This is a genomic window from Pseudomonas sp. B21-031, assembly GCF_024748985.1.
Taxonomy (GTDB): Bacteria; Pseudomonadota; Gammaproteobacteria; order Pseudomonadales; family Pseudomonadaceae; genus Aquipseudomonas; species Aquipseudomonas kermanshahensis.
The window spans coordinates 701,892-727,589 of record NZ_CP087181.1; the positions used below are offsets into that span (position 1 = coordinate 701,892).

Annotated in this window: 21 protein-coding genes, 5 tRNA genes and 2 rRNA genes; 24 read left to right on the forward strand and 4 right to left on the reverse strand. The window is 60.2% G+C overall.

Translation table 11 applies throughout. The features are described 5' to 3' along the window. Nucleotides 1-26 precede the first annotated feature (26 nt). The 7 genes from LOY53_RS03175 to LOY53_RS03205 all read left to right on the forward strand — a co-directional run bounded on the left by LOY53_RS03175 (nt 27) and on the right by LOY53_RS03205 (nt 7,304). Nucleotides 27-103 (forward strand) — tRNA-Ile (locus tag LOY53_RS03175). 24 nt (nt 104-127) lie between these two features. Further along, a tRNA-Ala gene (locus LOY53_RS03180) sits at nt 128-203 on the forward strand. Between the two features lie 238 nt (nt 204-441). Next, a 23S ribosomal RNA gene (locus tag LOY53_RS03185) occupies nt 442-3,334 on the forward strand. A gap of 128 nt (nt 3,335-3,462) precedes the next feature. Then, a 5S ribosomal RNA gene (gene rrf / locus LOY53_RS03190) occupies nt 3,463-3,578 on the forward strand. 163 nt (nt 3,579-3,741) lie between these two features. Next, on the forward strand, nt 3,742-4,401 hold the full coding sequence (locus LOY53_RS03195) for a paraquat-inducible protein A (RefSeq protein ID WP_099452817.1): 660 nt from the start codon (nt 3,742-3,744) through the stop codon (nt 4,399-4,401). After that, nucleotides 4,388-5,011: a paraquat-inducible protein A gene (locus LOY53_RS03200; RefSeq protein ID WP_099428267.1), complete on the forward strand. Its 624-nt coding sequence runs from the start codon at nt 4,388-4,390 to the stop codon at nt 5,009-5,011. The genes LOY53_RS03195 and LOY53_RS03200 overlap by 14 nt, the downstream gene beginning before the upstream one ends. Continuing rightward, entirely contained in the window at nt 5,004-7,304 is a 2,301-nt protein-coding gene (locus LOY53_RS03205; RefSeq protein WP_027594580.1) for a PqiB family protein, read from the forward strand. Before LOY53_RS03200 ends, LOY53_RS03205 begins: the two co-directional genes overlap by 8 nt. 206 nt (nt 7,305-7,510) lie before the next feature. Here the strand turns inward: LOY53_RS03205 and rpsT are convergent, their stop codons facing one another. Next, nucleotides 7,511-7,789, reverse strand: coding sequence for a 30S ribosomal protein S20 (gene rpsT / locus LOY53_RS03210; protein ID WP_003247625.1), 279 nt, complete (start codon nt 7,787-7,789; stop codon nt 7,511-7,513). A 249-nt stretch (nt 7,790-8,038) separates the two neighbouring features. Between rpsT and murJ the strand changes: the two genes are divergently transcribed. From murJ to ispH, 6 genes are all read left to right on the forward strand, one after another. After that, the gene (murJ, locus tag LOY53_RS03215; RefSeq protein WP_252826615.1) at nt 8,039-9,577 is read left to right on the forward strand and encodes a murein biosynthesis integral membrane protein MurJ; all 1,539 of its coding nucleotides are present in this window, start codon (nt 8,039-8,041) and stop codon (nt 9,575-9,577) included. 118 nt (nt 9,578-9,695) lie between these two features. Beyond that, the gene (gene ribF / locus LOY53_RS03220; protein WP_027594578.1) at nt 9,696-10,646 is read left to right on the forward strand and encodes a bifunctional riboflavin kinase/FAD synthetase; all 951 of its coding nucleotides are present in this window, start codon (nt 9,696-9,698) and stop codon (nt 10,644-10,646) included. Then, nucleotides 10,643-13,474 carry an isoleucine--tRNA ligase gene (gene ileS / locus LOY53_RS03225; protein ID WP_252826616.1) on the forward strand — a complete coding sequence of 944 codons (2,832 nt, stop codon included), beginning with the start codon at nt 10,643-10,645 and terminating at the stop codon, nt 13,472-13,474. Before ribF ends, ileS begins: the two co-directional genes overlap by 4 nt. Further along, the gene (gene lspA / locus LOY53_RS03230; protein WP_027594576.1) at nt 13,467-13,982 is read left to right on the forward strand and encodes a signal peptidase II; all 516 of its coding nucleotides are present in this window, start codon (nt 13,467-13,469) and stop codon (nt 13,980-13,982) included. Before ileS ends, lspA begins: the two co-directional genes overlap by 8 nt. Continuing rightward, nucleotides 13,975-14,412, forward strand: a complete 438-nt coding sequence (gene fkpB, locus LOY53_RS03235; RefSeq protein WP_085274283.1) for an FKBP-type peptidyl-prolyl cis-trans isomerase — start codon at nt 13,975-13,977, stop codon at nt 14,410-14,412. Before lspA ends, fkpB begins: the two co-directional genes overlap by 8 nt. Before the next feature lie 14 nt (nt 14,413-14,426). Then, nucleotides 14,427-15,374, forward strand: coding sequence for a 4-hydroxy-3-methylbut-2-enyl diphosphate reductase (ispH, locus tag LOY53_RS03240; protein WP_099452821.1), 948 nt, complete (start codon nt 14,427-14,429; stop codon nt 15,372-15,374). On the opposite strand, the gene LOY53_RS03245 is transcribed toward ispH, so the two are convergent. Continuing rightward, the gene (locus LOY53_RS03245) at nt 15,375-15,857 is read right to left on the reverse strand and encodes a GspH/FimT family pseudopilin (RefSeq protein ID WP_252826617.1); all 483 of its coding nucleotides are present in this window, start codon (nt 15,855-15,857) and stop codon (nt 15,375-15,377) included. Between the two features lie 109 nt (nt 15,858-15,966). On the opposite strand from LOY53_RS03245, the gene LOY53_RS03250 reads away from it, so the two are divergent. The 5 genes from LOY53_RS03250 to thiO are packed head-to-tail and all read left to right on the forward strand — an operon-like array spanning nt 15,967 to nt 18,822. Then, nucleotides 15,967-16,173 carry a prepilin-type N-terminal cleavage/methylation domain-containing protein gene (locus LOY53_RS03250; protein WP_258703587.1) on the forward strand — a complete coding sequence of 69 codons (207 nt, stop codon included), beginning with the start codon at nt 15,967-15,969 and terminating at the stop codon, nt 16,171-16,173. Then, nucleotides 16,170-16,817, forward strand: a complete 648-nt coding sequence (locus LOY53_RS03255; protein WP_252826619.1) for a PilW family protein — start codon at nt 16,170-16,172, stop codon at nt 16,815-16,817. Before LOY53_RS03250 ends, LOY53_RS03255 begins: the two co-directional genes overlap by 4 nt. After that, a complete protein-coding gene (locus tag LOY53_RS03260) occupies nt 16,814-17,278 on the forward strand; it encodes a hypothetical protein (RefSeq protein ID WP_258703588.1) in 465 nt (154 codons plus the stop codon). Before LOY53_RS03255 ends, LOY53_RS03260 begins: the two co-directional genes overlap by 4 nt. Nucleotide 17,279: 1 nt before the next feature. Then, nucleotides 17,280-17,669: a type IV pilin protein gene (locus LOY53_RS03265; RefSeq protein WP_027594569.1), complete on the forward strand. Its 390-nt coding sequence runs from the start codon at nt 17,280-17,282 to the stop codon at nt 17,667-17,669. Between the two features lie 55 nt (nt 17,670-17,724). Further along, a complete protein-coding gene (gene thiO / locus LOY53_RS03270) occupies nt 17,725-18,822 on the forward strand; it encodes a glycine oxidase ThiO (RefSeq protein ID WP_258703589.1) in 1,098 nt (365 codons plus the stop codon). 129 nt (nt 18,823-18,951) lie between these two features. Here the strand turns inward: thiO and LOY53_RS03275 are convergent, their stop codons facing one another. Together LOY53_RS03275 and LOY53_RS03280 are read right to left on the reverse strand one after the other, a co-directional pair. Then, nucleotides 18,952-19,182 (reverse strand): PP0621 family protein, encoded by a 231-nt coding sequence (locus tag LOY53_RS03275; RefSeq protein ID WP_252826623.1) that lies wholly within the window; start codon nt 19,180-19,182, stop codon nt 18,952-18,954. 94 nt (nt 19,183-19,276) lie between these two features. Next, nucleotides 19,277-20,296 carry an outer membrane protein assembly factor BamD gene (locus tag LOY53_RS03280; RefSeq protein WP_099428275.1) on the reverse strand — a complete coding sequence of 340 codons (1,020 nt, stop codon included), beginning with the start codon at nt 20,294-20,296 and terminating at the stop codon, nt 19,277-19,279. Between the two features lie 147 nt (nt 20,297-20,443). On the opposite strand from LOY53_RS03280, the gene rluD reads away from it, so the two are divergent. From rluD to LOY53_RS03310, 6 genes are all read left to right on the forward strand, one after another. Beyond that, nucleotides 20,444-21,406 carry a 23S rRNA pseudouridine(1911/1915/1917) synthase RluD gene (gene rluD / locus LOY53_RS03285; RefSeq protein WP_027594565.1) on the forward strand — a complete coding sequence of 321 codons (963 nt, stop codon included), beginning with the start codon at nt 20,444-20,446 and terminating at the stop codon, nt 21,404-21,406. Beyond that, entirely contained in the window at nt 21,403-22,143 is a 741-nt protein-coding gene (gene pgeF / locus LOY53_RS03290; protein WP_258703590.1) for a peptidoglycan editing factor PgeF, read from the forward strand. Before rluD ends, pgeF begins: the two co-directional genes overlap by 4 nt. A gap of 185 nt (nt 22,144-22,328) precedes the next feature. After that, on the forward strand, nt 22,329-24,893 hold the full coding sequence (clpB, locus tag LOY53_RS03295) for an ATP-dependent chaperone ClpB (RefSeq protein ID WP_027594563.1): 2,565 nt from the start codon (nt 22,329-22,331) through the stop codon (nt 24,891-24,893). A 399-nt stretch (nt 24,894-25,292) separates the two neighbouring features. Continuing rightward, a tRNA-Asn gene (locus LOY53_RS03300) sits at nt 25,293-25,368 on the forward strand. A gap of 4 nt (nt 25,369-25,372) precedes the next feature. Then, a tRNA-Pro gene (locus LOY53_RS03305) sits at nt 25,373-25,449 on the forward strand. 6 nt (nt 25,450-25,455) lie between these two features. Then, nucleotides 25,456-25,531, forward strand: a tRNA-Lys gene (locus LOY53_RS03310). Nucleotides 25,532-25,698 lie beyond the last annotated feature (167 nt).

The window sequence follows — 25,698 nt, forward strand, 5'->3', positions numbered from 1 at the left end:
ACGATGCTGTAACGCGACCCTGTTATAGGTCTGTAGCTCAGTTGGTTAGAGCGCACCCCTGATAAGGGTGAGGTCGGCAGTTCAAATCTGCCCAGACCTACCATTACATGGTTCAGCCGTAGAATACGGGGCCATAGCTCAGCTGGGAGAGCGCCTGCCTTGCACGCAGGAGGTCAGCGGTTCGATCCCGCTTGGCTCCACCAATTTTCGCAGTACGCAGTAACGTGTCAGAACTTAGAAATGAACATTCGTTGATGAATGTTGATTTCTGACTTTTGTCAGATCGTTCTTTAAAAATTCGGATATGTGATAGAAATAGACTGAACACTACTTTCACTGGTAGTGGATCAGGCTAAGGTAAAATTTGTGGGCTCGAAAGAGCAAAACGAATTTTCGGCGAATGTCGTCTTCACAGTATAACCAGATTGCTTGGGGTTATATGGTCAAGTGAAGAAGCGCATACGGTGGATGCCTTGGCAGTCAGAGGCGATGAAAGACGTGGTAGCCTGCGATAAGCTTTGGGGAGTCGGCAAACAGACTGTGATCCAGAGATCTCTGAATGGGGGAACCCACTCAGCATAAGCTGAGTATCTTGTACTGAATACATAGGTGCAAGAGGCGAACCAGGGGAACTGAAACATCTAAGTACCCTGAGGAAAAGAAATCAACCGAGATTCCCTTAGTAGTGGCGAGCGAAAGGGGACCAGCCCTTAAGTTGGTTTGAGATTAGTGGAACGCTCTGGAAAGTGCGGCCATAGTGGGTGATAGCCCCGTACACGAAAATCTCTTATCAATGAAATCGAGTAGGACGGAGCACGAGAAACTTTGTCTGAATATGGGGGGACCATCCTCCAAGGCTAAATACTACTGACTGACCGATAGTGAACTAGTACCGTGAGGGAAAGGCGAAAAGAACCCCGGAGAGGGGAGTGAAATAGATCCTGAAACCGTATGCGTACAAGCAGTGGGAGCCTACTTTGTTAGGTGACTGCGTACCTTTTGTATAATGGGTCAGCGACTTATATTCAGTGGCGAGCTTAACCGAATAGGGGAGGCGTAGCGAAAGCGAGTCTTAATAGGGCGTTTAGTCGCTGGGTATAGACCCGAAACCGGGCGATCTATCCATGGGCAGGTTGAAGGTTAGGTAACACTGACTGGAGGACCGAACCGACTACCGTTGAAAAGTTAGCGGATGACCTGTGGATCGGAGTGAAAGGCTAATCAAGCTCGGAGATAGCTGGTTCTCCTCGAAAGCTATTTAGGTAGCGCCTCATGTATCACTGTAGGGGGTAGAGCACTGTTTCGGCTAGGGGGTCATCCCGACTTACCAAACCGATGCAAACTCCGAATACCTACAAGTGCCGAGCATGGGAGACACACGGCGGGTGCTAACGTCCGTCGTGAAAAGGGAAACAACCCAGACCGTCAGCTAAGGTCCCAAAGTCATGGTTAAGTGGGAAACGATGTGGGAAGGCTTAGACAGCTAGGAGGTTGGCTTAGAAGCAGCCACCCTTTAAAGAAAGCGTAATAGCTCACTAGTCGAGTCGGCCTGCGCGGAAGATGTAACGGGGCTCAAACCATGCACCGAAGCTACGGGTATCACCTTTTGGTGATGCGGTAGAGGAGCGTTCTGTAAGCCTGTGAAGGTGAGTTGAGAAGCTTGCTGGAGGTATCAGAAGTGCGAATGCTGACATGAGTAACGACAATGGGAGTGAAAAACTCCCACGCCGAAAGACCAAGGTTTCCTGCGCAACGTTAATCGACGCAGGGTTAGTCGGTCCCTAAGGCGAGGCTGAAAAGCGTAGTCGATGGAAAACAGGTTAATATTCCTGTACTTCCAGTTATTGCGATGGAGGGACGGAGAAGGCTAGGCCAGCTTGGCGTTGGTTGTCCAAGTTTAAGGTGGTAGGCTGAGATCTTAGGCAAATCCGGGATCTCAAGGCCGAGAGCTGATGACGAGTTGCCTTTAGGCGACGAAGTGGTTGATGCCATGCTTCCAAGAAAAGCTCCTAAGCTTCAGATAACTGGGAACCGTACCCCAAACCGACACAGGTGGTTAGGTAGAGAATACCAAGGCGCTTGAGAGAACTCGGGTGAAGGAACTAGGCAAAATGGCACCGTAACTTCGGGAGAAGGTGCGCCGGCGAGGGTTAAGGACTTGCTCCGTAAGCCCATGCCGGTCGAAGATACCAGGCCGCTGCGACTGTTTATTAAAAACACAGCACTCTGCAAACACGAAAGTGGACGTATAGGGTGTGACGCCTGCCCGGTGCCGGAAGGTTAATTGATGGGGTTAGCGCAAGCGAAGCTCTTGATCGAAGCCCCGGTAAACGGCGGCCGTAACTATAACGGTCCTAAGGTAGCGAAATTCCTTGTCGGGTAAGTTCCGACCTGCACGAATGGCGTAACGATGGCGGCGCTGTCTCCACCCGAGACTCAGTGAAATTGAAATCGCTGTGAAGATGCAGTGTATCCGCGGCTAGACGGAAAGACCCCGTGAACCTTTACTATAGCTTTGCACTGGACTTTGAATTTGCTTGTGTAGGATAGGTGGGAGGCTTTGAAGTGGGGACGCCAGTTCTCATGGAGCCATCCTTGAAATACCACCCTGGCAACTTTGAGGTTCTAACTCAGGTCCGTTATCCGGATCGAGGACAGTGTATGGTGGGTAGTTTGACTGGGGCGGTCTCCTCCCAAAGAGTAACGGAGGAGTACGAAGGTGCGCTCAGACCGGTCGGAAATCGGTCGTAGAGTATAAAGGCAAAAGCGCGCTTGACTGCGAGACAAACACGTCGAGCAGGTACGAAAGTAGGTCTTAGTGATCCGGTGGTTCTGTATGGAAGGGCCATCGCTCAACGGATAAAAGGTACTCCGGGGATAACAGGCTGATACCGCCCAAGAGTTCATATCGACGGCGGTGTTTGGCACCTCGATGTCGGCTCATCACATCCTGGGGCTGAAGCCGGTCCCAAGGGTATGGCTGTTCGCCATTTAAAGTGGTACGCGAGCTGGGTTTAGAACGTCGTGAGACAGTTCGGTCCCTATCTGCCGTGGACGTTTGAGATTTGAGAGGGGCTGCTCCTAGTACGAGAGGACCGGAGTGGACGAACCTCTGGTGTTCCGGTTGTCACGCCAGTGGCATTGCCGGGTAGCTATGTTCGGAAGAGATAACCGCTGAAAGCATCTAAGCGGGAAACTTGCCTCAAGATGAGATCTCACTGGGATCTTGAATCCCCTAAAGGGCCGTCGAAGACTACGACGTTGATAGGTTGGGTGTGTAAGCGCTGTGAGGCGTTGAGCTAACCAATACTAATTGCCCGTGAGGCTTGACCATATAACACCCAAGCAATTTGCTAGCGCGAATTGCGGTGGTGAAGACGAAAGACCCGAAAGTTCGTAACCACAAAATCGCATATCCGAATTCGCTGGGCTGTCCATCTGGACATTCTGGCTACAGAATTTCTTGACGACCATAGAGCATTGGAACCACCTGATCCCATCCCGAACTCAGTAGTGAAACGATGCATCGCCGATGGTAGTGTGGGGTTTCCCCATGTGAGAGTAGGTCATCGTCAAGATTCATTTCGCAAAACCCCTATCTGCGCAAGCAGGTAGGGGTTTTGTCTTTTCCGGGCCTCAACACCGGCGGGAACCTGCTGTTGCACACCGGTCAATAGTCGCCTCCCACATTTTGAGCCAGATCACTAGAATAGAGCCCACGCATCCATTCAGAAGCTCGATATGCCCAACCCTGTCGAACCCGAAGCACTGGCCCAATTGCCGCTGGAAGAACTCGTTGCTTGCCACGAATGCGACCTGTTGATGCGCAAACCTGTGCTGCAGCATGACGAAAAGGCCCAGTGCCCGCGCTGCGGCTATGAGCTTTACGCCCACCGGCACAACGTGGTCAACCGTAGCCTAGCCCTGGTCCTCACAGCCCTCTTGCTGTTCGTGCCGGCGAATTTCCTGCCGATCATGCAACTGCACCTGCTTGGCCAGACGTCCGACGATACGGTATGGAGTGGCGTCTTAGGCCTGTACAACTCCGAAATGCGTGGCGTTGCCGTCGTGGTTTTCCTGTGCAGCATGGCCATTCCCCTGGCAAAACTGCTGTGCCAGCTGGCGGTGCTGCTAAGCATTCGCCTGGATGTAGGGCGCAGCTATGGCTTGTTGTGCTATCGCATCTATCACCATCTGCGCGACTGGGGCATGCTCGAGGTCTACTTCATGGGCGTGCTGGTTGCGATCGTCAAATTGGTGGACCTGGCTGAGTTGACCATCGGGTTGGGCCTATTCTGCTTCATCAGTTTGTTATTGATTCAGGTGTGGCTTGAAGTGGTGATGTCACCGCATCAGATCTGGAGTGCGCTTTCCGGGGAGGATCTCCATGCGGGCGATTGATGCAGGCATCCTTGTCTGCAATGAGTGTCACGAACTGAACAGGCAGGAGGCCGACAGCGCCTCGCAGACATGCACGCGCTGTGGCGCCATCGTGCATGGCCGTCGACCCAACAGTATTGTGCGTACCTGGGCGTTGTTGATTGCGGCTTCCATTCTGTACATCCCTGCCAATCTGTTGCCGATCATGACCGTCAGCACGCTCGGCCAAGGCAGCCCCGATACCATCATGTCGGGCGTCATCACCCTGCTCAAGCACGGCATGGTGCCCATTGCGGCGGTGGTTTTCATTGCCAGTATTCTGGTGCCCACCTTCAAGCTGGTAGGCATCGGCTTGCTGTTGTACTCCGTTCAACGCCGACAGCCGCTTTCTGCGCGCCAGCGGATCCTGATGTACCGCTTCATCGAATTCATTGGACGCTGGTCCATGCTCGATATTTTCGTCATCGCCATTCTGGTGGCGGTAGTGAATTTCGGCCGAATAGCCAGTGTCGAAGCAAACCTGGGTGCTGTCGCCTTTGCCACTGTGGTGATCCTGACGATGCTCGCTGCTTTAACTTTTGATCCCCGACTGATTTGGGATAACACGGAGTCGGATGACGACCATGAGTGACCTGCCTACGGCAAAAACCCGCCCAGCCTCGAACTGGTCGGCCATCTGGATTCTGCCGCTGATTGCGTTGATGATCGGCGGCTGGTTGGCATGGCAGGCTTATCGGGATGCGGGTGTAGAAATCGAAGTACGTTTCACCACCGGTGAAGGGATCGTCGCCAACAAGACCGAAGTTATCTACAAAGGCATGCCGGTCGGTAAGGTGACGTCCCTGGTGCTGGACGCCAAAGGCGACAACCAGGGGGTGATCGCCACCATTGAGATGAACAAGGCGGCAGAACCACACCTGACAACCGGTACGCGCTTCTGGCTGGTCAAGCCAAGTGTCAGCCTGGCGGGTATCTCCGGCCTGGAAACCCTGGTCTCGGGTAACTACATCGCCGTCAGCCCTGGCGAAGGGGAGAAGGCCAAGCGCTTTACCGCCTTGTCCACGGCGCCGCCCTTGTCCGACAGTGAGCCCGGCTTGCACCTGACGCTCAAGGCCGATCGATTGGGGTCGCTCAACCGTGACAGCCCGGTGTTCTACAAGCAGATTCAGGTCGGCAGGGTCAAGAGCTACCGGCTTTCCGATGATCAGGATACGGTCGAGGTCAAGGTATTCATCCAGCCGGCCTACGCCAGCCTGGTGCGCAAGCACACGCGTTTCTGGAACGCCAGCGGCATCAGTATCGATGCCAGCCTGTCGGGCGTGAAAGTGCGCAGCGAGTCGCTCTCGAGCATCGTCGCCGGCGGTATTGCTTTTGCGACCCCGGAATACCGCAAGGACAGCCCACCAACCGACCCCAGCCTGCCGTTTCGCCTGTACGAAGACTTCGATGCTGCCCAGGCCGGCATCCGCATCAAGGTCAAGCTGAGTGACTACGAAGGCCTGCAGGCCGGTCGTACGCCGGTGATGTACAAGGGGATTCAGGTCGGCTCGCTGAAAGCGCTGAAGATGGAGGATAACCTCGGCAGCGCCATGGCCGAGCTCACCCTCGATCCGCTGACCGAGGACTACCTGGTCGAAGGGACACAGTTCTGGGTGGTCAAGCCGTCCATCTCGCTGGCGGGCATCACTGGCCTGGAGGCCCTGGTAAAAGGTAACTACATTGCCATTCGCCCCGGCGAGAAGGGTGCCAAGCCGCTGCGTGAGTTCGAGGCTCGGCCCAAGGCGCCGCCGCTGGACCTCAAGGCGCCGGGTCTGCACATGGTGCTGTTCGCCGACACCTTGGGTTCGTTGGAAGTCGGTAGCCCGGTGATGTATCGCCAGGTGAAAGTGGGTAGCGTGCAGAGCTACCAGTTCGCCCGCAACAGCAACCGCATCCTGATCGGTGTGCATATCGAGAAGGAGTACGAGAAACTGGTAAACGGCTCGTCGCGCTTCTGGAATGTCAGTGGTATTACCCTCACCGGTGGGTTGTCGGGCATCAAGATCAAAAGTGAATCACTGCAAACGCTGATGGCGGGCGGTATCGCCTTCGACACGCCAAGGCCTGATGTGGCGCTCAAGCGTCATATTCCACGCTTCCGCCTGCATGACAGCGAGGAGGCAGTCAATCGTGCGGGTACCTTGATCACTATTCGTGTCGACCGCGCCGATGGCTTGAAGCCAGGTACACCGATCCGCTTCCGTGGTCTAGACGTTGGCAGTATCGAAAGCGTCGACCTGACCGCAGACTTGCAGGCGGTGCTGTTGCGTGCACGTATTACCGAGGCGGCGGAGCGTATTGCTCGGGTCGGTACCCAGTTCTGGGTGGTCAAGCCTGCGTTGGGCCTGGTGCGCACTGAAAACCTCGACACCTTGATTGGTGGGCAATACCTGGAAGTGCAGCCGGCTGCCAAGGACAGAGGCACGCAGCGTGATTTCATTGCCTTGGCAGACGCCCCAGAGGTAGCTGGCCCTGAGGTCGGTTTGCCGTTGACGCTCAGTGCACCGCGGCGTGGCTCGATCAAGCCAGGTGTGCCGGTGACCTACCGTGAAGTCGCAGTCGGCAAAGTGACAGGCTTCGAGCTGGGCCAGAGCGCCGACCGCGTGCTGATCCATATCCTGATCGAGCCGCGCTATGCCGCATTGGTGCGCAGCGGCAGCCGCTTTTGGAACAGCAGTGGCTTTGGCTTCGATTGGGGGCTGTTGAAGGGGGCTACGGTGCGTACCGAGTCGCTGGAGACGCTGATCGATGGCGGTATTGCCTTTGCCACGCCGGATGGCGAGCAGATGGGCAACCCGGCGCGGCCGCAACAAACCTTTGCCCTGTTCGACAAGGCAGAGGATCAATGGCTGCAGTGGGCGCCGAAGATCCAGATAGCCAAGTGATGGATGCCAGGGCCGCCTAATGCGGCCCTGGCTTTGTGTAGGAGCAGCCTTGTGCTGCGAAGAGGCCGGTGCAGGCACCCTTAATGTCAGGTGCTTGCATCGGCCTCTTCGCAGCACAAGGCTGCTCCTACACAAAGCCCATGTAATTAAAAATCGCAGGCAACAAAAAACCGACCCTAGGGTCGGTTTTTTGACAAGCATGTCGCTTAGGCAGCTGCAGCTTCTTTCAGCGCCTTGATGTGGCCATTCAGACGGCCTTTGTGGCGAGCAGCTTTGTTCTTGTGGATGATGCCTTTATCGGCCATACGGTCGATTACAGGCACAGCCAGAACGTAAGCGGCTTGCGCTTTTTCAGCGTCTTTTGCGTCGATGGCTTTAACTACATTCTTGATGTAGGTGCGGACCATGGAACGCAGGCTGGCGTTGTGGCTGCGACGCTTCTCAGCCTGTTTTGCACGTTTCTTGGCGGAAGGTGTGTTGGCCACCGTCGAGCTCCTCGAAAGACTTTAGGTAAATAGCAAACAAAATAGGCCGCGAATCATGCCGATCAGTCGAACGGATGTCAAGGCCACCTGCAAGGTTCCGCCGAGCGGTGCGCCAACAAGAGGGAAAGATTCCTTTCTGCTGCGCGACCTGTAAACTCGGGAATTTTTGGCTCCCCTGCGAAGGCGCGGGAGTATCGCACATTCGAACGCTGTCTGCAGCGTCCTCTGTCTCTGACGTGAATCTTTTCGATGAATCTGCTCAAATCCCTGGCCGCAGTCAGCTCAATCACCATGATTTCCAGGGTGTTGGGCTTTGTACGCGACACCATCCTGGCGCGTGTATTTGGTGCCGGCATCGCCACTGATGCCTTTTTCATCGCGTTCAAGCTGCCCAACCTGCTGCGGCGGATTTTTGCCGAGGGGGCGTTTTCGCAAGCGTTCGTGCCGATTCTGGCCGAATACAAGACCCAGCAGGGCGAGGAAGCGACCCGTACCTTTATTGCCTATGTCAGCGGCCTGCTGACCCTGGTCCTGGCCCTGGTCACGGCCGTTGGCATCCTCGCGGCGCCCTGGGTGGTGTGGGCGACAGCGCCTGGGTTTGTCGACAGCGCTGAAAAATACGCGCTCACCACCGACCTGTTGCGGGTGACCTTTCCTTATATATTGCTGATTTCGCTGTCGTCGCTGGCGGGGGCGATCCTCAATACCTGGAACCGATTCTCGGTCCCGGCATTTACCCCGACCCTGCTGAACGTGGCGATGATCTTCTTCGCCGTGGTGCTCACGCCGTATTTCGACCCGCCAATCATGGCGTTGGCCTGGGGTGTACTGGCCGGCGGCCTGGCGCAACTGCTGTATCAGCTGCCCGCACTGAAGAAGATCGGCATGCTCGTGCTGCCACGCCTGAACCTGCGCGACACCGGCGTATGGCGCGTGCTCAAGCAGATGCTGCCGGCGATCCTCGGCGTTTCGGTCAGCCAGATATCGCTGATCATCAACACCATCTTCGCCTCGTTCCTGGTGGCCGGCTCGGTGTCGTGGATGTATTACGCCGATCGCCTGATGGAGCTGCCGTCCGGCGTGCTCGGCGTGGCCCTGGGCACCATCCTGCTGCCGACGTTAGCCAAGACCTACGCCAACAAGGACCGCGAAGAATACTCGCGCATCCTCGACTGGGGCCTGCGCCTGTGCTTCCTGCTGGTGTTGCCTTGCACACTGGCCATGGCCATTCTCGCCGAGCCGCTGACTGTGGCGCTGTTTCAGTACGGCAAGTTCAGCGCGTTCGATGCGGCCATGACCCAGCGTGCGTTGATGGCCTATTCTGTGGGCCTGTTGGCGATCATTCTGGTCAAGGTACTGGCACCAGGCTTCTATGCGCAGCAGAATATCCGGACACCCGTGAAGATCGCGGTGTTCACGCTGGTCTGCACTCAGCTGTTGAACCTGGTCCTGGTTGGCCCGCTTGCGCATGCTGGCCTGGCCCTGGCGATCAGCCTGGGTGCCTGCCTCAATGCTGGCTTGCTGTTCTGGAAGCTGCGCAGCCAAGGGCTGTTCGAGCCGCAAGCGGGCTGGGTACGCTTCCTGTTCAAGCTGGTATTGGCAGTTACATTGATGTCGGCGGTTTTGCTGGCGGGCATGCACGTCATGCCAGCCTGGGAGCAGGGCGGCATGCTCGAGCGCTTCGTGCGTCTCGGGGCGCTGATCCTGGCGGGCATCGTGACGTATTTCGGCTGCCTTTACCTGTGCGGCTTCCGGCCTCGGCATTTTGCCCGCAAGGCCCTGCACTGAGGCCTAGCGCACGTCAGGCGTCGGTTTTTCGCATTCCACGCCACCCCTGGGCGCTGCTGCCTGTCACCGGCGCCCGGGTGTGGTTATAATCGGCCACTTTATGAGCAAGAAGCGCGTTATGCAGCTGGTTCGAGGTCTTCACAACCTGCGCCCCGAGCACCGGGGCTGTGTCGCCACCATTGGCAACTTCGACGGGGTTCACCGCGGCCACCAGGCAATCCTGGCGCGTCTGCGCGAGCGCGGCCAAGCACTTGGCCTGCCGACCTGCGTGGTGATCTTCGAGCCACAGCCGCGCGAATACTTTGCCCCCGATACTGCCCCGGCGCGTCTGGCTCGGCTGCGCGACAAGGTCGAGCTGCTGGCCGCCGAAGGCATCGACCGCGTGCTGTGCCTGGCATTCAACCAGCGCCTGAGCAAGCTCAGCGCCGATGAGTTCGTCAAGGCCATCCTGGTCGACGGCCTGGGCGTGCGTCACCTTGAAGTGGGCGACGACTTCCGCTTTGGCTGCGACCGCGCAGGCGATTTTGCCTTCTTGGTCGAGGCCGGCGACAAGTACGGGTTCACCGTCGAAGCCGCCAACACGGTTATCCAGGATGGTTTGCGGGTCAGCAGCACCGAAGTGCGCAAGGCGTTGTCCGAAGGCGACTTCGAACTGGCCGAGCACCTGCTGGGCCGCCCGTACCGCATCACTGGCCGGGTCTTGCACGGCCAAAAACTCGCGCGCCAACTTGGCACGCCCACCGCCAACATCCAGCTCAAGCGCCGCCGCGTGCCGTTGTCCGGGGTTTACCTGGCCAGCATCGAAATCGACGGCAAGGCCTGGCCGGGTGTCGGCAATATCGGCGTGCGCCCCACCGTTGCCGGTGATGGGCGCCCGCACCTGGAGATTCATCTTCTGGATTATGCCGGCGACCTGTATGGCCGGCGTCTGACGGTGGAGTTCCACCACAAGCTGCGTGAAGAGCAGCGATTCGCCTCCCTTGAGGCGCTGAAGTCGGCGATCGACGCGGACATCGCCGCCGCACGTGCACATTGGCACGCTCAACCGCTAACGAAGAGCCTGAAATGACCGACTACAAAGCCACGCTAAACCTTCCGGACACCGCCTTCCCGATGAAGGCCGGCCTGCCTCAGCGCGAACCGCAGATTCTGCAGCGCTGGGACAGCATTGGCCTGTACCAGAAGCTGCGCGAAATTGGCAAGGATCGTCCGAAGTTCGTCCTGCACGACGGCCCGCCCTATGCCAACGGCAAGATCCACATCGGTCATGCGCTGAACAAGATCCTCAAGGACATGATCGTCCGTTCCAAGACCCTGGCGGGCTTTGACGCGCCCTACGTGCCGGGCTGGGACTGCCATGGCCTGCCGATCGAACACAAGGTCGAAGTCACCCACGGTAAGCACCTGTCCGCCGACCGCACCCGCGAGCTGTGCCGCGAGTACGCCGCCGAGCAGATCGAAGGGCAGAAGACCGAGTTCATCCGCCTGGGTGTGCTGGGCGACTGGGACAACCCTTACAAGACCATGAACTTCGCCAACGAGGCCGGTGAAATCCGTGCCCTGGCCGAGATGGTCAAGCAAGGTTTCGTGTTCAAGGGCCTCAAGCCTGTGAACTGGTGTTTTGATTGCGGTTCAGCACTGGCTGAAGCCGAAGTCGAATACGCCGACAAGAAGTCGCAGACCATCGACGTGGCCTTCCCGGTCGCCGACGCCGACAAGCTGGCCGCCGCCTTTGGCCTGGCCTCGCTGGCCAAGCCTGCCGCCATCGTGATCTGGACCACCACCCCGTGGACCATCCCTGCCAACCAGGCGCTGAACATCCACCCGGAGTTCAAGTACGCCCTGGTCGACACTGGCGAGCGCTTGCTGGTGCTGGCTGAAGAGCTGGTCGAGTCGTGCCTCAAGCGTTACAACCTAGAAGGCTCGGTGGTTGCGACCGCCCAAGGCTCGGCGCTGGAACTGATCAACTTCCGCCACCCGTTCTACGACCGCCTGTCGCCACTCTACCTGGCCGACTACGTCGAGCTGGGCGCCGGTACTGGTGTGGTCCACTCCGCACCTGCCTACGGTGAAGACGACTTCGTCACCTGCAAGCGCTATGGCATGGTCAACGATGACATCCTCACGCCGGTGCAAAGCAACGGCGTGTATGTCGAGTCGCTGGAGTTCTTTGGCGGCCAGTTCATCTGGAAGGCCAACCCGGCCATCGTCGAGAAGCTGGGCGAAGTCGGCGCGCTGATGCACTCCGAAACCATCAGCCATAGCTACATGCACTGCTGGCGCCACAAAACCCCGCTGATCTACCGCGCCACCGCGCAGTGGTTCGTCGGCATGGACAAGCAGCCAACCACCGGCGAGCCGCTGCGTGAGCGCGCCCTCAAGGCCATCGAAGAAACCAAGTTCGTCCCGGCCTGGGGCCAGGCGCGCTTGCACTCGATGATCGCCAACCGCCCAGACTGGTGCATCTCGCGTCAGCGCAACTGGGGTGTGCCGATCCCGTTCTTCCTGCACAAGCAGACCGGCGAGCTGCACCCGCGTACCGTCGAGCTGATGGAAGCCGTGGCCAAGCGCGTCGAGCAAGAAGGCATCGAGGCCTGGTTCAAGCTGGACGCCGCCGAGCTGCTCGGTGACGAAGCTGGCCAGTACGACAAGATCACCGACACCCTGGACGTGTGGTTCGACTCCGGCACCACCCACTGGCACGTGCTGCGTGGCTCGCACGACATCGGCCACGCTACCGGCCCGGTCGCCGACCTGTACCTGGAAGGCTCCGACCAGCACCGCGGCTGGTTCCACTCGTCCTTGCTGACCGGTTGCGCCATCGACAACCATGCGCCGTACCGCGAGTTGCTGACCCACGGCTTCACCGTGGACGAGAACGGCCGCAAGATGTCCAAGTCGCTAGGCAACACCATCGAGCCGGAAAAGGTCAACAACACCCTGGGTGCCGACATCCTGCGCCTGTGGGTCTCGGCCACCGACTACTCCGGTGAGATGGCGGTTTCCGAGCAGATCCTGCAGCGTAGCGCCGACGCCTACCGGCGTATCCGCAACACCGCACGCTTCCTGCTGTCCAATCTGTCGGGCTTCGACCCGTCCCGCGACCTGCTGGCCCCAGAGGACATGCTGGCCCTGGACCGTTGGGCAGTGGACCGCACGCTGCTGCTGCAGCGCGAGCTGGAAGAGCACTACAGCGAGTACCGCTTCTGGAACGTCTACTCGAAGATCCACAACTTCTGCGTGCAGGAGCTGGGTGGCTTCTACCTCGACATCATCAAGGACCGCCAGTACACCACCGGCGCCAACAGTGTCGCGCGCCGTTCGTGCCAGTCTGCGCTGTACCACATCAGCGAAGCACTGGTGCGCTGGATCGCGCCGATCCTGGCCTTCACCGCCGACGAAATCTGGCAATACCTGCCGGGCGAGCGCAACGAGTCGGTGATGCTCAACGGCTGGTACCAGGGCCTGAGCGAGCTGCCGGAAGGCACCGAGCTGGACCGTGCTTACTGGGACCGCGTCATGGCGGTCAAGGCATCGGTAAACAAGGAGCTGGAAAACCAGCGTACCGCCAAGGTCATCGGTGGCAACCTGCAAGCCGAAGTTACCCTGTACGCCGATGATGGCCTGAGCGGCGACCTGAGCAAGCTGGGCGACGAGCTGCGCTTCGTGCTGATCACCTCGGCTGCCAGCGTGGTGCCGTTCGTGCAGGCACCGGCGGATGCCGTGGCGACCGAAGTCGAAGGCCTCAAGTTGAAAGTAGTCAAGTCCGGCCACGCCAAGTGCGGCCGCTGCTGGCACTTCCGCGCCGACGTTGGCAGCCACCCGGAACACCCGGAAATCTGCAGCCGTTGCGTCGACAACCTGAGCGGTTCGGGTGAGGTGCGCCACTATGCCTAACCCTGTTGCGGGGCGCTTCGGGCGCCTTGCCTGGCTCTGGCTGAGCCTGGTGGTCCTGGTCCTTGACCAGGTCACCAAGGTCTACTTTGAAGGCAAGTTGAGCCTGTACCAGCAGATCGTGGTCATTCCTGACTACTTCAGCTGGACCTTGGCCTACAACACCGGGGCGGCGTTCAGCTTCCTGGCCGACAGCTCCGGCTGGCAGCGTTGGCTGTTCGCCCTGATCGCCCTGGTGGTCAGTGCGGTGCTGGTGGTTTGGCTCAAGCGCCTGGGGCGCAGCGAGACCTGGCTGGCCGTCGCCTTGGCATTGGTGCTGGGTGGTGCGCTGGGTAACCTGTATGACCGCATCGTGCTTGGCCATGTGGTCGACTTCATCCTGGTGCACTGGCAGAACCGCCATTATTTCCCGGCCTTCAACCTGGCCGACAGTGCCATCACCGTTGGTGCGGTGATGCTGGCGCTGGATATGTTCAAGAGCAAGAAGTCCGAGGAGCCTGTCCATGACTGACACCCGTATTGGCCAGAACACCGAAGTCACCTTGCACTTCGCCCTGCACCTTGAAAACGGCGACACGGTCGACAGCACGTTCGACAAGTCGCCCGCCATGTTCAAGGTCGGTGACGGTAACCTGCTGCCCGGTTTCGAAGCCGCGCTGTTCGGCTTCAAGGCCGGCGACAAGCGCACCGTCACTGTGGCCCCGGAGAACGCCTTCGGCCAACCGAACCCGCAGAATGTGCAAGTGATGCCGCGTTCGCAGTTCACCGACATGGAGTTGTCCGAAGGCCTGCTGGTGATCTTCAACGACGCCGCCAACGCCGAGCTGCCGGGCGTGGTCAAAGCCTTCGATGACGCGCAGGTGACCATCGACTTCAATCACCCACTGGCTGGCAAGACCCTGAGCTTCGAGGTGGAGATCCTCGATGTGAAGGCCTTGTAAGCCTGGAGCCGAGCATGCAAATCAAACTCGCCAACCCTCGCGGCTTTTGCGCGGGGGTCGACCGGGCGATCGAGATCGTCAACCGTGCCCTGGAAGTCTTCGGCCCGCCGATTTACGTACGCCACGAAGTGGTGCACAACAAGTTCGTGGTCGAAGACCTGCGCAACCGCGGTGCCATCTTCGTCGAAGAGCTGGAGCAGGTGCCTGACGACGTCATCGTCATCTTCAGCGCCCATGGCGTTTCCCAGGCCGTGCGCCAGGAAGCGGCCGGGCGTGGCCTGAAGGTGTTCGATGCCACGTGCCCGCTGGTCACCAAGGTGCACATCGAAGTGGCCAAGTACAGCCGCGACGGCCGTGAGTGCATTCTCATCGGCCACGCCGGGCACCCGGAAGTGGAAGGCACCATGGGGCAATACGACGCCAGCAACGGCGGCGCCATCTACCTCGTCGAAGACGAGCAGGATGTTGCCAAGCTGCAGGTGCGCGACCCGGACCACCTGGCCTTCGTGACCCAGACCACGCTGTCGATGGATGACACCAGCCGTGTCATCGATGCCCTGCGTGCGCGCTTCCCGAACATCGGTGGCCCGCGCAAGGATGACATCTGCTACGCCACCCAAAACCGCCAGGATGCAGTCAAGCAACTGGCCGGCGAATGTGACGTGGTGCTGGTGGTCGGCAGCCCGAACAGCTCCAACTCCAACCGCCTGCGTGAGCTGGCCGAGCGCATGGGCACCCCGGCCTACCTGATCGATGGTGCCGAGGACCTGCAGCGTGGCTGGTTTGGCGACGCCGCCCGCATCGGCATCACGGCGGGTGCTTCTGCCCCAGAGGTGCTGGTCCGTGGTGTGATCGAGCAGCTCAAGGCGTGGGGCGCTTCTGGCGCCGAAGAGCTCGATGGGCGTGAAGAGAACATCACGTTCTCGATGCCCAAAGAGCTGCGGGTTCGTTCGCTGATCTGATCAAGAGCGTGCGCACAGTGAGCCCCTCTCGGGCTCACCTGTGCGCACGCTGATTCTGCCGCTGGTTGACAGCACGACGTGATGCTGGCCGGTGGGGGAGGCACGCTCGCAGATCTCCAGTGTTGAATTGCTACGCCCCAGCGGAATACCTACTGCACTGAACCTCACCTGCCCCGTGGTGTTGTGGGCAATTCTCAGCGGCCGCGACAAGCGGTGTTCACGCAGCACTTGCTGATTGTGTTCAAGCAGCACACGCCAACCCTTACCCCAATCGCCTTCCATCGGCTGCACCCGCACTGTCTGGCCTTGCAGCAAGGCGTGGCTGCGCGCGCTGCGCAGTGCCTGCGCCAGGTCCCGCGCTGCGGCTGCGCTATGTAAGTCATCAGAAAGCCGGGTGTAGGCCGGCATCCCCAGCTGTGTCAGAACGGCCGCCATGGCCAGCGCCAACATCATTTGTATCAGTGTTGCACCCTGTTGCCGCACCGTGCATTTCTCCCTGGACGTGCTTCGCTTCAGCTTCAACGTCGCAGGGCAATTGATCCAGTCGCCCAGCGAGTAAACAGCTGCAGGAAAAGTCGCAGGGGGCGCAGGGATGCGATCAATGGAAGGGGGCATGACGCTCCTCGAGGTACTGCTGGCCATGGTGGTCGTGGCAGTGGGCCTGTTTGCCGCTGCTGCGCTGCAGGTGCGCGCACTGCAGGCAACCGACGGCGCACGGCATGACGCGCAGGCCGCCTTGTTGAAACACACGCAGCTAGAGCGGAGCAGGGCAGCAGACGCGCGGAAGGTGCAGCGGTGAAGCGCGCACAAGGCGGCTTCAGCCTGCTTGAAGGGGTGCTGGCGCTCGCCATCGGTTTGGGGCTGCTGGCGGCGGCTAGCCAGCTGCTCGTGTCTGCCCATGAAACCTGGCGGCTGCAAGGTGTGGCCGCACGCCTGCAGGATGATGCCCGGCTGGCCTTGCAGCGCATGGCCCAGGATATTCGCATGGCCGGCATGTTCGGTTGCCTGCGCTTGCAGCCCGGCGATTTCAAAGACCCGGAAACATCTCAGGCCTTCGCCCGACCGCTGCACGTGAGCCCCACCAGCCTGAGCCTGGTGGTCGCCGAGCTGCCAGGGCATAGCGGTGCTCCAGGCTGGACGCTGCTGACCAACTGCACCGACGAGGCCCATGTGTACAAGGGGCGAGCTGAAAGCAGCGGTCAGCTGTTGGCGTTCCCTATCAGCCGGCACGTGTATGCGCTGGAGGACGGTACGTTGAAGTTCCGGCGACGAGGTACTCCGCAACCGTTGGTCGACCATGTGCGCGAGATGCGCGTGGCGTTCGTCGAAACACCGCAGGGCGGGCGGGTAGATGTGCACCTGTCCCTTTACGAGCCCACCTTGCGCATCGAACAGCAGCATGCGCTGAGTGTGGCGTTGCGTAACCCGGTGCCCGGGCCATGAAGCGCCAACGCGGCGTGGTGTTGCTGTTGGCGCTGGTGCTGAGCTTGCTGCTTGGCCTGATCGCGGCCTCGGCGCTGCGTGATGCGCTGGTTGAAACACGCATGACCGGCTACTGGCGTGATGGGCTCACGGCACTTGAGCAAGCCGAACAGACATTGCTGCTGGCGGCTGACCCGCTACGGCTGGTTGCGCCCCCGGTGTGCCAGCCCTGCCAGCCCCCACAACGCCCGCACGACTTGCAAGGCAGCTGGCAGGGCATCGAAAGCGGCTTCTTCCAGGTGCAAAACCTTGGCACAAGCGACCGCGTCGCACATTTGCCCGAGGGCCAACAGGCCACCTTGTTCAGGGTGACTGCCGTCAGCCGACAGGCCGAGTCGCGCCATGTACTTGAAGCGGTGTATGCCCTGTCAGGCGATGAGGTGCGGCGCATCCTCTGGCGACAACGATTGAGGGAACCCTGACATGCAGCAAGGCCTGACCCTGATCGAATTGTTGATTGTCGTGGCCGTGACCGGCATTCTGGCAGCCATTGCCTACCCCAGTTACAGCGACCAGCTTCGGCGAGCCGCACGCAGCGAAGTGGTTGGCCTGCTGCATGACGCTGCCTTGCGCCTGGAGCGCCACCGCGTGCGCACGGGCCAATACGCCGAAGGCGAGCTGGCCTTGCCCACTGCCAACCGTCATTACAGCCTGCAGGCCCAACGCAGCAGCGATACCTTTACGCTGAGCGCAAGGCGGCTGCCGAATGGCCTGATGGCCGATGACCGCTGTGGTGATTTTCAGCTCGACCAAAGCGGCGTGCAGAGCAACCCGGGCAGCCTGGAAGGCCGCGAGCGATGCTGGGGAAGCTGAAGAATGAATGATGCCCGGCGCATCGCGGTTTTACTTCAGGTGTTTGGATCGACAGATGAGCAAGCAAGTAGTGGTGGTCGGCGGCGGGGTAATCGGCCTGCTGACGGCATTCAACCTGGCGGCGAGCGTCGGGCAGGTCGTGGTCTGCGATCAGGGGGAGGTCGGCCGCGAGTCGTCCTGGGCCGGCGGCGGTATCGTCTCGCCGTTGTACCCATGGCGCTACAGCCCGGCGGTTACCGCTTTGGCGCATTGGTCCCAGGATTTTTATCCACAGCTGGGCGAGCACCTGTTCGCTACCACGGGCATTGATCCTCAGGTGCATACCACCGGGTTGTATTGGTTGGACCTGGATGATGAAGCCGAGGCATTGGCCTGGGCCGAGCGCGAGCGACGCCCGCTCAGTGCTGTGGATATCTCGGCGGCCTATGACGCCGTACCGGTGCTGGGCCCTGGCTTCAAGCGCGCCATCTACATGGCGGGTGTGGCCAACGTGCGTAATCCACGCTTGGTGAAGTCGCTCAAGGCGGCATTGCTGGCGCTACCAAACGTGAGCTTGCGTGAGCACTGTCAGGTGACAGGCTTCCGGCATGAAGGGGAGCGCGTTACCGGTGTGCAGACGGCGGACGGCGTGATCGATGCCGATGAAGTGGTACTGAGCGCAGGCGCCTGGAGTGGCGACTTGCTGAGCACGCTGGGCCTGGAACTGCCGGTGGAGCCGGTGAAGGGCCAGATGATTCTGTTCAAGTGTGCCGAGGACTTCTTGCCGAGCATGGTGCTGGCCAAGGGGCGTTACGCCATTCCGCGCCGTGACGGGCATATTCTGGTGGGCAGTACGCTGGAGCATGCTGGATACGACAAGACCCCGACCGAGCAGGCGCTGGAAAGCCTCAAGGCTTCGGCGGTCGAGTTGCTGCCGGAACTGGCAGAGGCCACGGTGGTGGGGCATTGGGCAGGGCTGCGGCCGGGGTCGCCGGAAGGTATCCCGTATATTGGGCCGGTGCCTGGGCATGATGGGTTGTGGCTCAATTGCGGGCATTACCGCAATGGGCTGGTGCTGGCGCCCGCGTCTTGCCAGCTGTTCGTCGATTTGCTGAGCGGGGCTGAGCCGATCATCGACCCGGCGCCGTATGCGCCGGCAGGGCGCTTGGGCTGAGACTGCCGGGCCCGCTTTGCGGGCCTATCGCTGGCAAGCCAGCTCCCACAGGTACCGCGCTGGCCTTGAGCGCTGCGCAGTCCCTGTGGGAGCCGGCTTGCCGGCGATGGGGCCTATGGGGTTTGAGGCTTATCCCTGCCGCCCAGGCCCCTGCTCAAGGTGCGCCTGGCTGCAATACCACTCCTTGCCCAACAGCAGCGCCCGGTCATTAGGCAGGTGCACGCCGCAATGGGCGCAGCGCACCATCTTCAGCGGGTCGTCGAGCTTCGGCTCAGGGTGGGATTGCTGGCTGATCTTGAACTTGCGCCACAGCCAGAACGCGGCGGCGATCAGGGCGATCCAGAAAAGTAGGCGAACCATGGTGTCCAGCTTGTCGAATGAAGAAGCCGACAGTCTAGGACGCAGCCAATAAAAAAGGGAGGCCCAAGGCCTCCCTTTCTTGTGTTGCGATCAATCAGTCGAACAGACCAAAGGTCATGTAGCTGAACCACGAACGGTCCTGTTCGGCTTCTTTCGGGCCTGGCGGCAGAATCACGTCGCCATTTTCGTCTTTAGGCAGCAGCTCTTGCGGCATCTCGGAGCGCGCGTCCTGGAACTGCTTGACCACGTCCTGGTTGGCGCGGGTTTCGCCCGGCGGCAGCGGGGCGTCGGTTTCGATCAGGCCCAGGGTTGCCTTGGACAGCCAGCCACGGCCGTCAGACTCGGTCTGCTTGGGCTGGAACTCGCCGTCGACCAGGCTCGGGTGGTCAGGGTAGTTGAGCTTGAGGGTTTCCAGGCTGGTGGCAGCCAGTTCGTCCAGGTGCATCTTCTGGTACGCCTCGACCATGATTGCCAGGCCGTCACCGACCGATGGCGTTTCCTGGAAGTTCTCGACCACGTAGCGGCCACGGTTGGCGGCAGCCACATAAGCCTGGCGGCCCAGGTAGTAGTCGGCCACGTGGATCTCGTATGAGGCCAGCAGGTTGCGCAGGTAGATCATGCGCTGCTTGGCGTCCGGCGCGTAGCGGCTGTTCGGGAAGCGGCTGGTCAGCTGGGCGAACTCGTTGTACGAGTCGCGGGCGGCACCCGGGTCACGCTTGGTCATGTCCAGCGGCAGGAAGCGCGCCAGCAGGCCACGGTCCTGGTCGAACGACGTCAGGCCCTTGAGGTAGTAGGCGTAGTCGACGTTCGGGTGCTGCGGGTGCAGGCGGATGAAACGCTCGGCGGCAGACTTGGCGGCCTCCGGCTCGGTGTTCTTGTAGTTGGCGTAGATCAGTTCGAGCTGCGCCTGGTCGGCATAACGGCCGAACGGGTAACGCGACTCCAGGGCCTTGAGCTTGTTCACAGCGCTGGTGTAGCTGGAATTGTCCAGGTCAGCCTGGGCCTGCTGGTACAGCTCGGCTTCGCTGAGGTTCTCGTCAATGACTTCCTTGTTAGAGGAACAGGCCGCGGTAAGCCCGAGGATGGCGATCAGCAGCAGGTGTTTCACTTGCATGGCGGCTTGCGTCCCTTTGACGGCCGCTGTCTTGGGCGGTGCCGTCCTGTTATGATGAGCGCCCCGGCCAACCCCGGGACAAAAGAAGCCGTATTTAACCACAAGCTCGCAGCCGAAACCAAAGGCTGTGCGCCCGCCGAATCGAGCATGTCCGAGATCATTCAACTTAGCGCAGAGGTACCGTCCGATCTGGGCGGTCAACGCCTCGACCAGGTCGCCGCCCAATTGTTCGCCGAGTACTCGCGTTCGCGGCTTACTACGTGGATCAAAGAGGGCCGCCTGACGGTCGATGGTGCCGTCGTGCGCCCTCGAGACACCGTCTATGGTGGCTCTGTGCTTGTCCTGGAGGCCGAACAAGAGGCCCAGGGCGAGTGGATCGCAGAAGACATCGAGCTGGATATCGTCTACGAAGACGACCATATCATGGTGATCAACAAGCCTGCCGGGCTGGTTGTGCACCCGGCCGCCGGCCATGCCAGCGGTACCCTGCTCAATGCCTTGCTGCACCACGTGCCAGACATCATCAACGTGCCGCGCGCCGGTATCGTCCACCGTCTGGACAAGGACACCACCGGTCTGATGGTGGTGGCCAAGACCCTGCAGGCGCAGACCCGGCTGGTCGAGCAAATGCAAAGCCGCAAGGTCAGCCGCATCTATGAGTGCATCGTGATTGGTGTGGTGACCTCCGGCGGCAAGATCGACGCCCCGATCGGTCGCCACGGCGGCATGCGCCAGCGCATGGCGGTAACCGACGGCGGCAAGCCGGCGGTCAGCCACTACCGTGTGCTCAAGCGCTTCCGCTCCCACACACACGTGCGGGTCAAGCTGGAAACCGGCCGGACCCACCAGATCCGTGTGCACATGGCCCATGTGGGCTTCCCACTGGTCGGCGACCAGACGTACGGTGGGCGCTTCCGCATTCCGCCGGCTGCCAGCCCAACCATGGTCGAGGCGGTCAAGACCTTCCCGCGTCAGGCGCTGCATGCGCGTTTCCTCGCGTTGGCCCACCCGATTACCGGTGAAGTCATGAAGTGGGAATCGCCGTTGCCGGATGATTTCCTCTGGTTGCTGACACTGCTGAACGAAGACCGCGAGAGCTTTATCGGATGAACGGTCTGACGCAGGCGCTGCTATTTCCTGACTGGCCGGCCCCGGCCTCGGTCCGCGCTTGTGTCACTACGCGTCAGGGCGGCGTCAGCCTGCCGCCCTATGAAGCCTTCAACCTGGGTGATCACGTGGGTGATGACCCTGCCGCAGTCGCCGAAAACCGCCGCCGTCTGAGCGATGAATTTGCTATCCAGCCTGCCTGGCTCAAGCAAGTGCATGGCTTGATGGTGGCGGATGCCGACCCGGCCGTGGTGGCCGAGGCCGACGCCAGCTGGACTGATCAACCCGGTATCGCCTGCACCGTAATGACTGCCGATTGCCTGCCCGCACTGTTCTGTGACCGTGCGGGTACCCGCGTGGCTGCAGCCCATGCTGGCTGGCGCGGGTTGGCGGGCGGGGTACTGGAAGCGACCCTCGACCGTTTGGCCCTGCCGCCTGAGGACGTGCTGGTGTGGCTGGGCCCGGCCATTGGCCCGCAGGCGTTCGAAGTGGGGCTGGAAGTGCGTGATGCCTTTACTGCTGTGCACCCAGAGGCCGCCAAGGCCTTTGTCGACGGTGAGCGGCCGGGCAAGCTGATGGCCGACATTTATGCGCTGGCGCGTATTCGCCTGGCGGCGCGTGGCGTGACGGCGGTGTATGGCGGTGGTTTCTGCACGGTCAGCGACTCACGGTTCTTCTCGTATCGCCGCACGCCTCAAGGTGGGCGGTTTGCCTCGTTGGTCTGGCTAGCCCCTCGCTGAGTTATCAAGCCTCTACGCGGGCAAGCCCGCAACGCAGCCACCACTAATCCATCAGGTTGACCTCGGTCAACCCCGCTACGCTTGAATCTTCCAGAATCACCCATATCTATTGGTCATCTCTGGCAGGTTTCTTCATTAAAGGCGCTGTCCATCGCTCCGACCTGCCCTAACAGGAAGGTACTCCCATGCGAATAGACCGATTGACCAGCAAGCTTCAATTAGCAATATCCGACGCTCAGTCCCTCGCCGTAGGCATGGACCACCCTGCCATCGAGCCCCTGCACCTGGTGCAGGCCCTGATCGAACAGCAGGGCGGGTCGATCAAGCCGCTGCTGATGCAAGTCGGCTTCGACATCAACAGCCTGCGTCAGGCACTGGTGAAAGAACTCGACCAACTGCCGAAAATCCAGAACCCCACGGGCGACGTGAACATGTCCCAGGACCTGGCGCGCCTGCTCAACCAGGCCGACCGCCTGGCCCAGCAGAAGGGCGACCAGTTCATCTCCAGCGAGCTGGTGTTGTTGGCCGCCATGGACGAGAACAGCAAGCTCGGCAAGCTGCTGTTGAGCCAGGGCGTGACCAAGAAGGCCCTGGAGAACGCCATCAATAACCTGCGCGGCGGCGCGGCAGTCAACGACGCCAACGCCGAAGAGTCGCGCCAGGCTCTGGACAAGTACACGGTCGACCTGACCAAGCGTGCCGAAGAGGGCAAGCTGGACCCGGTGATCGGCCGCGACGACGAAATCCGCCGCACCGTGCAGGTGCTGCAACGGCGTACCAAGAACAACCCGGTGCTGATTGGTGAGCCTGGCGTGGGTAAAACCGCTATTGCCGAAGGCCTGGCCCAGCGCATCATCAACGGCGAAGTGCCCGATGGCCTCAAAGGCAAGCGCCTGCTGGCGCTGGACATGGGGGCGCTGATCGCCGGTGCCAAGTACCGCGGCGAGTTCGAAGAGCGCCTGAAGTCGCTGCTTAACGAGCTGTCCAAACAGGAAGGCCAGATCATCCTGTTCATCGACGAACTGCACACCATGGTCGGCGCCGGTAAGGGCGAGGGCGCCATGGACGCGGGCAACATGCTCAAACCGGCCCTGGCCCGTGGCGAGCTGCACTGCGTTGGCGCCACCACGCTAAACGAGTACCGCCAGTTCATCGAAAAGGATGCCGCCCTGGAGCGTCGCTTCCAGAAGGTACTGGTAGAAGAGCCGAGCGAGGAAGACACCATTGCCATCCTGCGCGGCCTGAAAGAACGCTACGAAGTGCACCACAAGGTGGCCATCACCGACGGCGCGATCATTGCGGCGGCCAAGCTCAGCCATCGCTACATCACTGACCGCCAGCTGCCGGACAAAGCCATCGACCTGATCGACGAAGCGGCCAGCCGCATTCGCATGGAGATCGACTCCAAGCCTGAAGTGCTCGACCGTCTGGACCGTCGTCTGATTCAGCTGAAGGTGGAATCCCAGGCGCTGAAGAAAGAAGAAGACGAAGCCGCGAAAAAACGCCTGGAAAAACTGCACGAGGAAATCGAGCGGCTGGAGCGTGAGTATTCCGACCTCGAAGAGATCTGGGCCTCCGAGAAAGCTGAGGTGCAGGGCTCGGCGCAGATCCAGCAAAAGATCGAGCAGGCCCGCCAAGAGCTCGAAAGCGCACGCCGTAAAGGCGATCTTAGCCGCATGGCCGAGCTGCAGTACGGGGTGATCCCAGACCTGGAGCGCAGCCTGCAGATGGTCGACCAGCACGGCAAGTCGGAAAACCAGCTGCTGCGCAACAAGGTCACCGAGGAAGAGATTGCCGAAGTGGTGTCCAAGTGGACCGGCATTCCGGTTGCCAAGATGCTCGAAGGCGAGCGCGAAAAGCTGCTGAAGATGGAAGAACTGCTGCACCAGCGCGTGATCGGTCAGCACGAAGCCGTTACCGCCGTGGCCAACGCAGTACGCCGCTCCCGCGCCGGGTTGTCCGACCCGAACCGGCCAAGTGGGTCGTTCATGTTCCTTGGCCCGACCGGTGTGGGTAAGACCGAGCTGTGCAAGGCCCTGGCCGAGTTCCTGTTCGACACGGAAGAGGCGATGGTGCGTATCGACATGTCCGAGTTCATGGAGAAACATTCCGTGGCTCGCCTGATCGGCGCTCCACCAGGCTATGTAGGGTACGAGGAGGGCGGTTACCTGACCGAAGCGGTACGGCGCAAGCCTTATTCGGTGGTGCTGCTCGACGAGGTGGAGAAGGCGCACCCGGACGTGTTCAACGTGTTGCTGCAGGTGCTGGAGGATGGCCGACTGACGGACAGCCACGGCCGTACTGTGGACTTCCGCAACACCGTGATCGTGATGACCTCCAACCTGGGCTCTGCGCAGATCCAGGAACTGGTCGGTGACCGTGAGGCGCAGCGTGCTGCGGTGATGGATGCGGTGGGTTCGCACTTCCGTCCGGAGTTCATCAACCGGATCGACGAAGTGGTGGTATTCGAGCCCCTGGGTCGCGACCAGATCGCCGGCATTACCGAAATTCAGCTCGGCCGCCTGCGCAGCCGTCTGTTGGAACGTGAACTGTCGCTCAGCCTGAGCCCTGAGGCGTTGGACAAGCTGATCGCAGTGGGTTACGACCCGGTGTATGGCGCACGGCCACTGAAGCGTGCGATCCAGCGCTGGATCGAAAACCCGCTGGCGCAGTTGATCCTCTCTGGCAAATTCCTGCCAGGGTCGGCGATTACCGCCAAGGTGGAAGGCGACGAAATCGTCTTTGCCTGATCCAGCTGAAAAAAAAGCCCCGCACCTGCGGGGCTTTTTTATGCCCCTGATGCCACTGCAGGAGCGGGCTTACCCGCGAATAGGCCTGGCAAACACCGTAAAATCGGGGCCTCGCAGCTTTTTTTGATAACTTGCTGAAAATTTTGAAATTTCTGCTTGCATCTAAAATCGAGTGCCCCTAATATACGCCGCGTTGTCAGGCACTAAGCGAATCACCAGGAACATCGGTGTTAGCAAAACAACTTAGAAATCAGTAAGTTGAATGAAAAAAAGTGGTTGACAAGCAAAACGAAGAATGTAGAATAGCCGGCCTCAGCAGCGACAAAGCGAAAGCAGAGAAGCTGAAGAGATCGAAGCTAACACAGACTTCGAAGTAGTAAAGATGTACCGAAGTTCAGTTCCGCGATAGCTCAGTCGGTAGAGCAAATGACTGTTAATCATTGGGTCCCTGGTTCGAGTCCAGGTCGCGGAGCCAATCTCGGGGTGTAGCGCAGTCCGGTAGCGCGCCTGCTTTGGGAGCAGGATGTCAGGAGTTCGAATCCCCTCACCCCGACCATTTTCAGGGTCGTTAGCTCAGTTGGTAGAGCAGTTGGCTTTTAACCAATTGGTCGTAGGTTCGAATCCTACACGACCCACCATGTAAAAAGGGCATCTCGACTGAGATGCCCTTTTTCTTTTGCCTCGAATTTAACCCACGAAAAAAGCACCCGTTAAGGTTTCTGTTTAAGCGGAGCCCTTTGGGAGCAACTGTCTTGCGCAATTTCTAAACATTGACGCATTGTGGGAGCGGGCTTGCCCCGCGAAC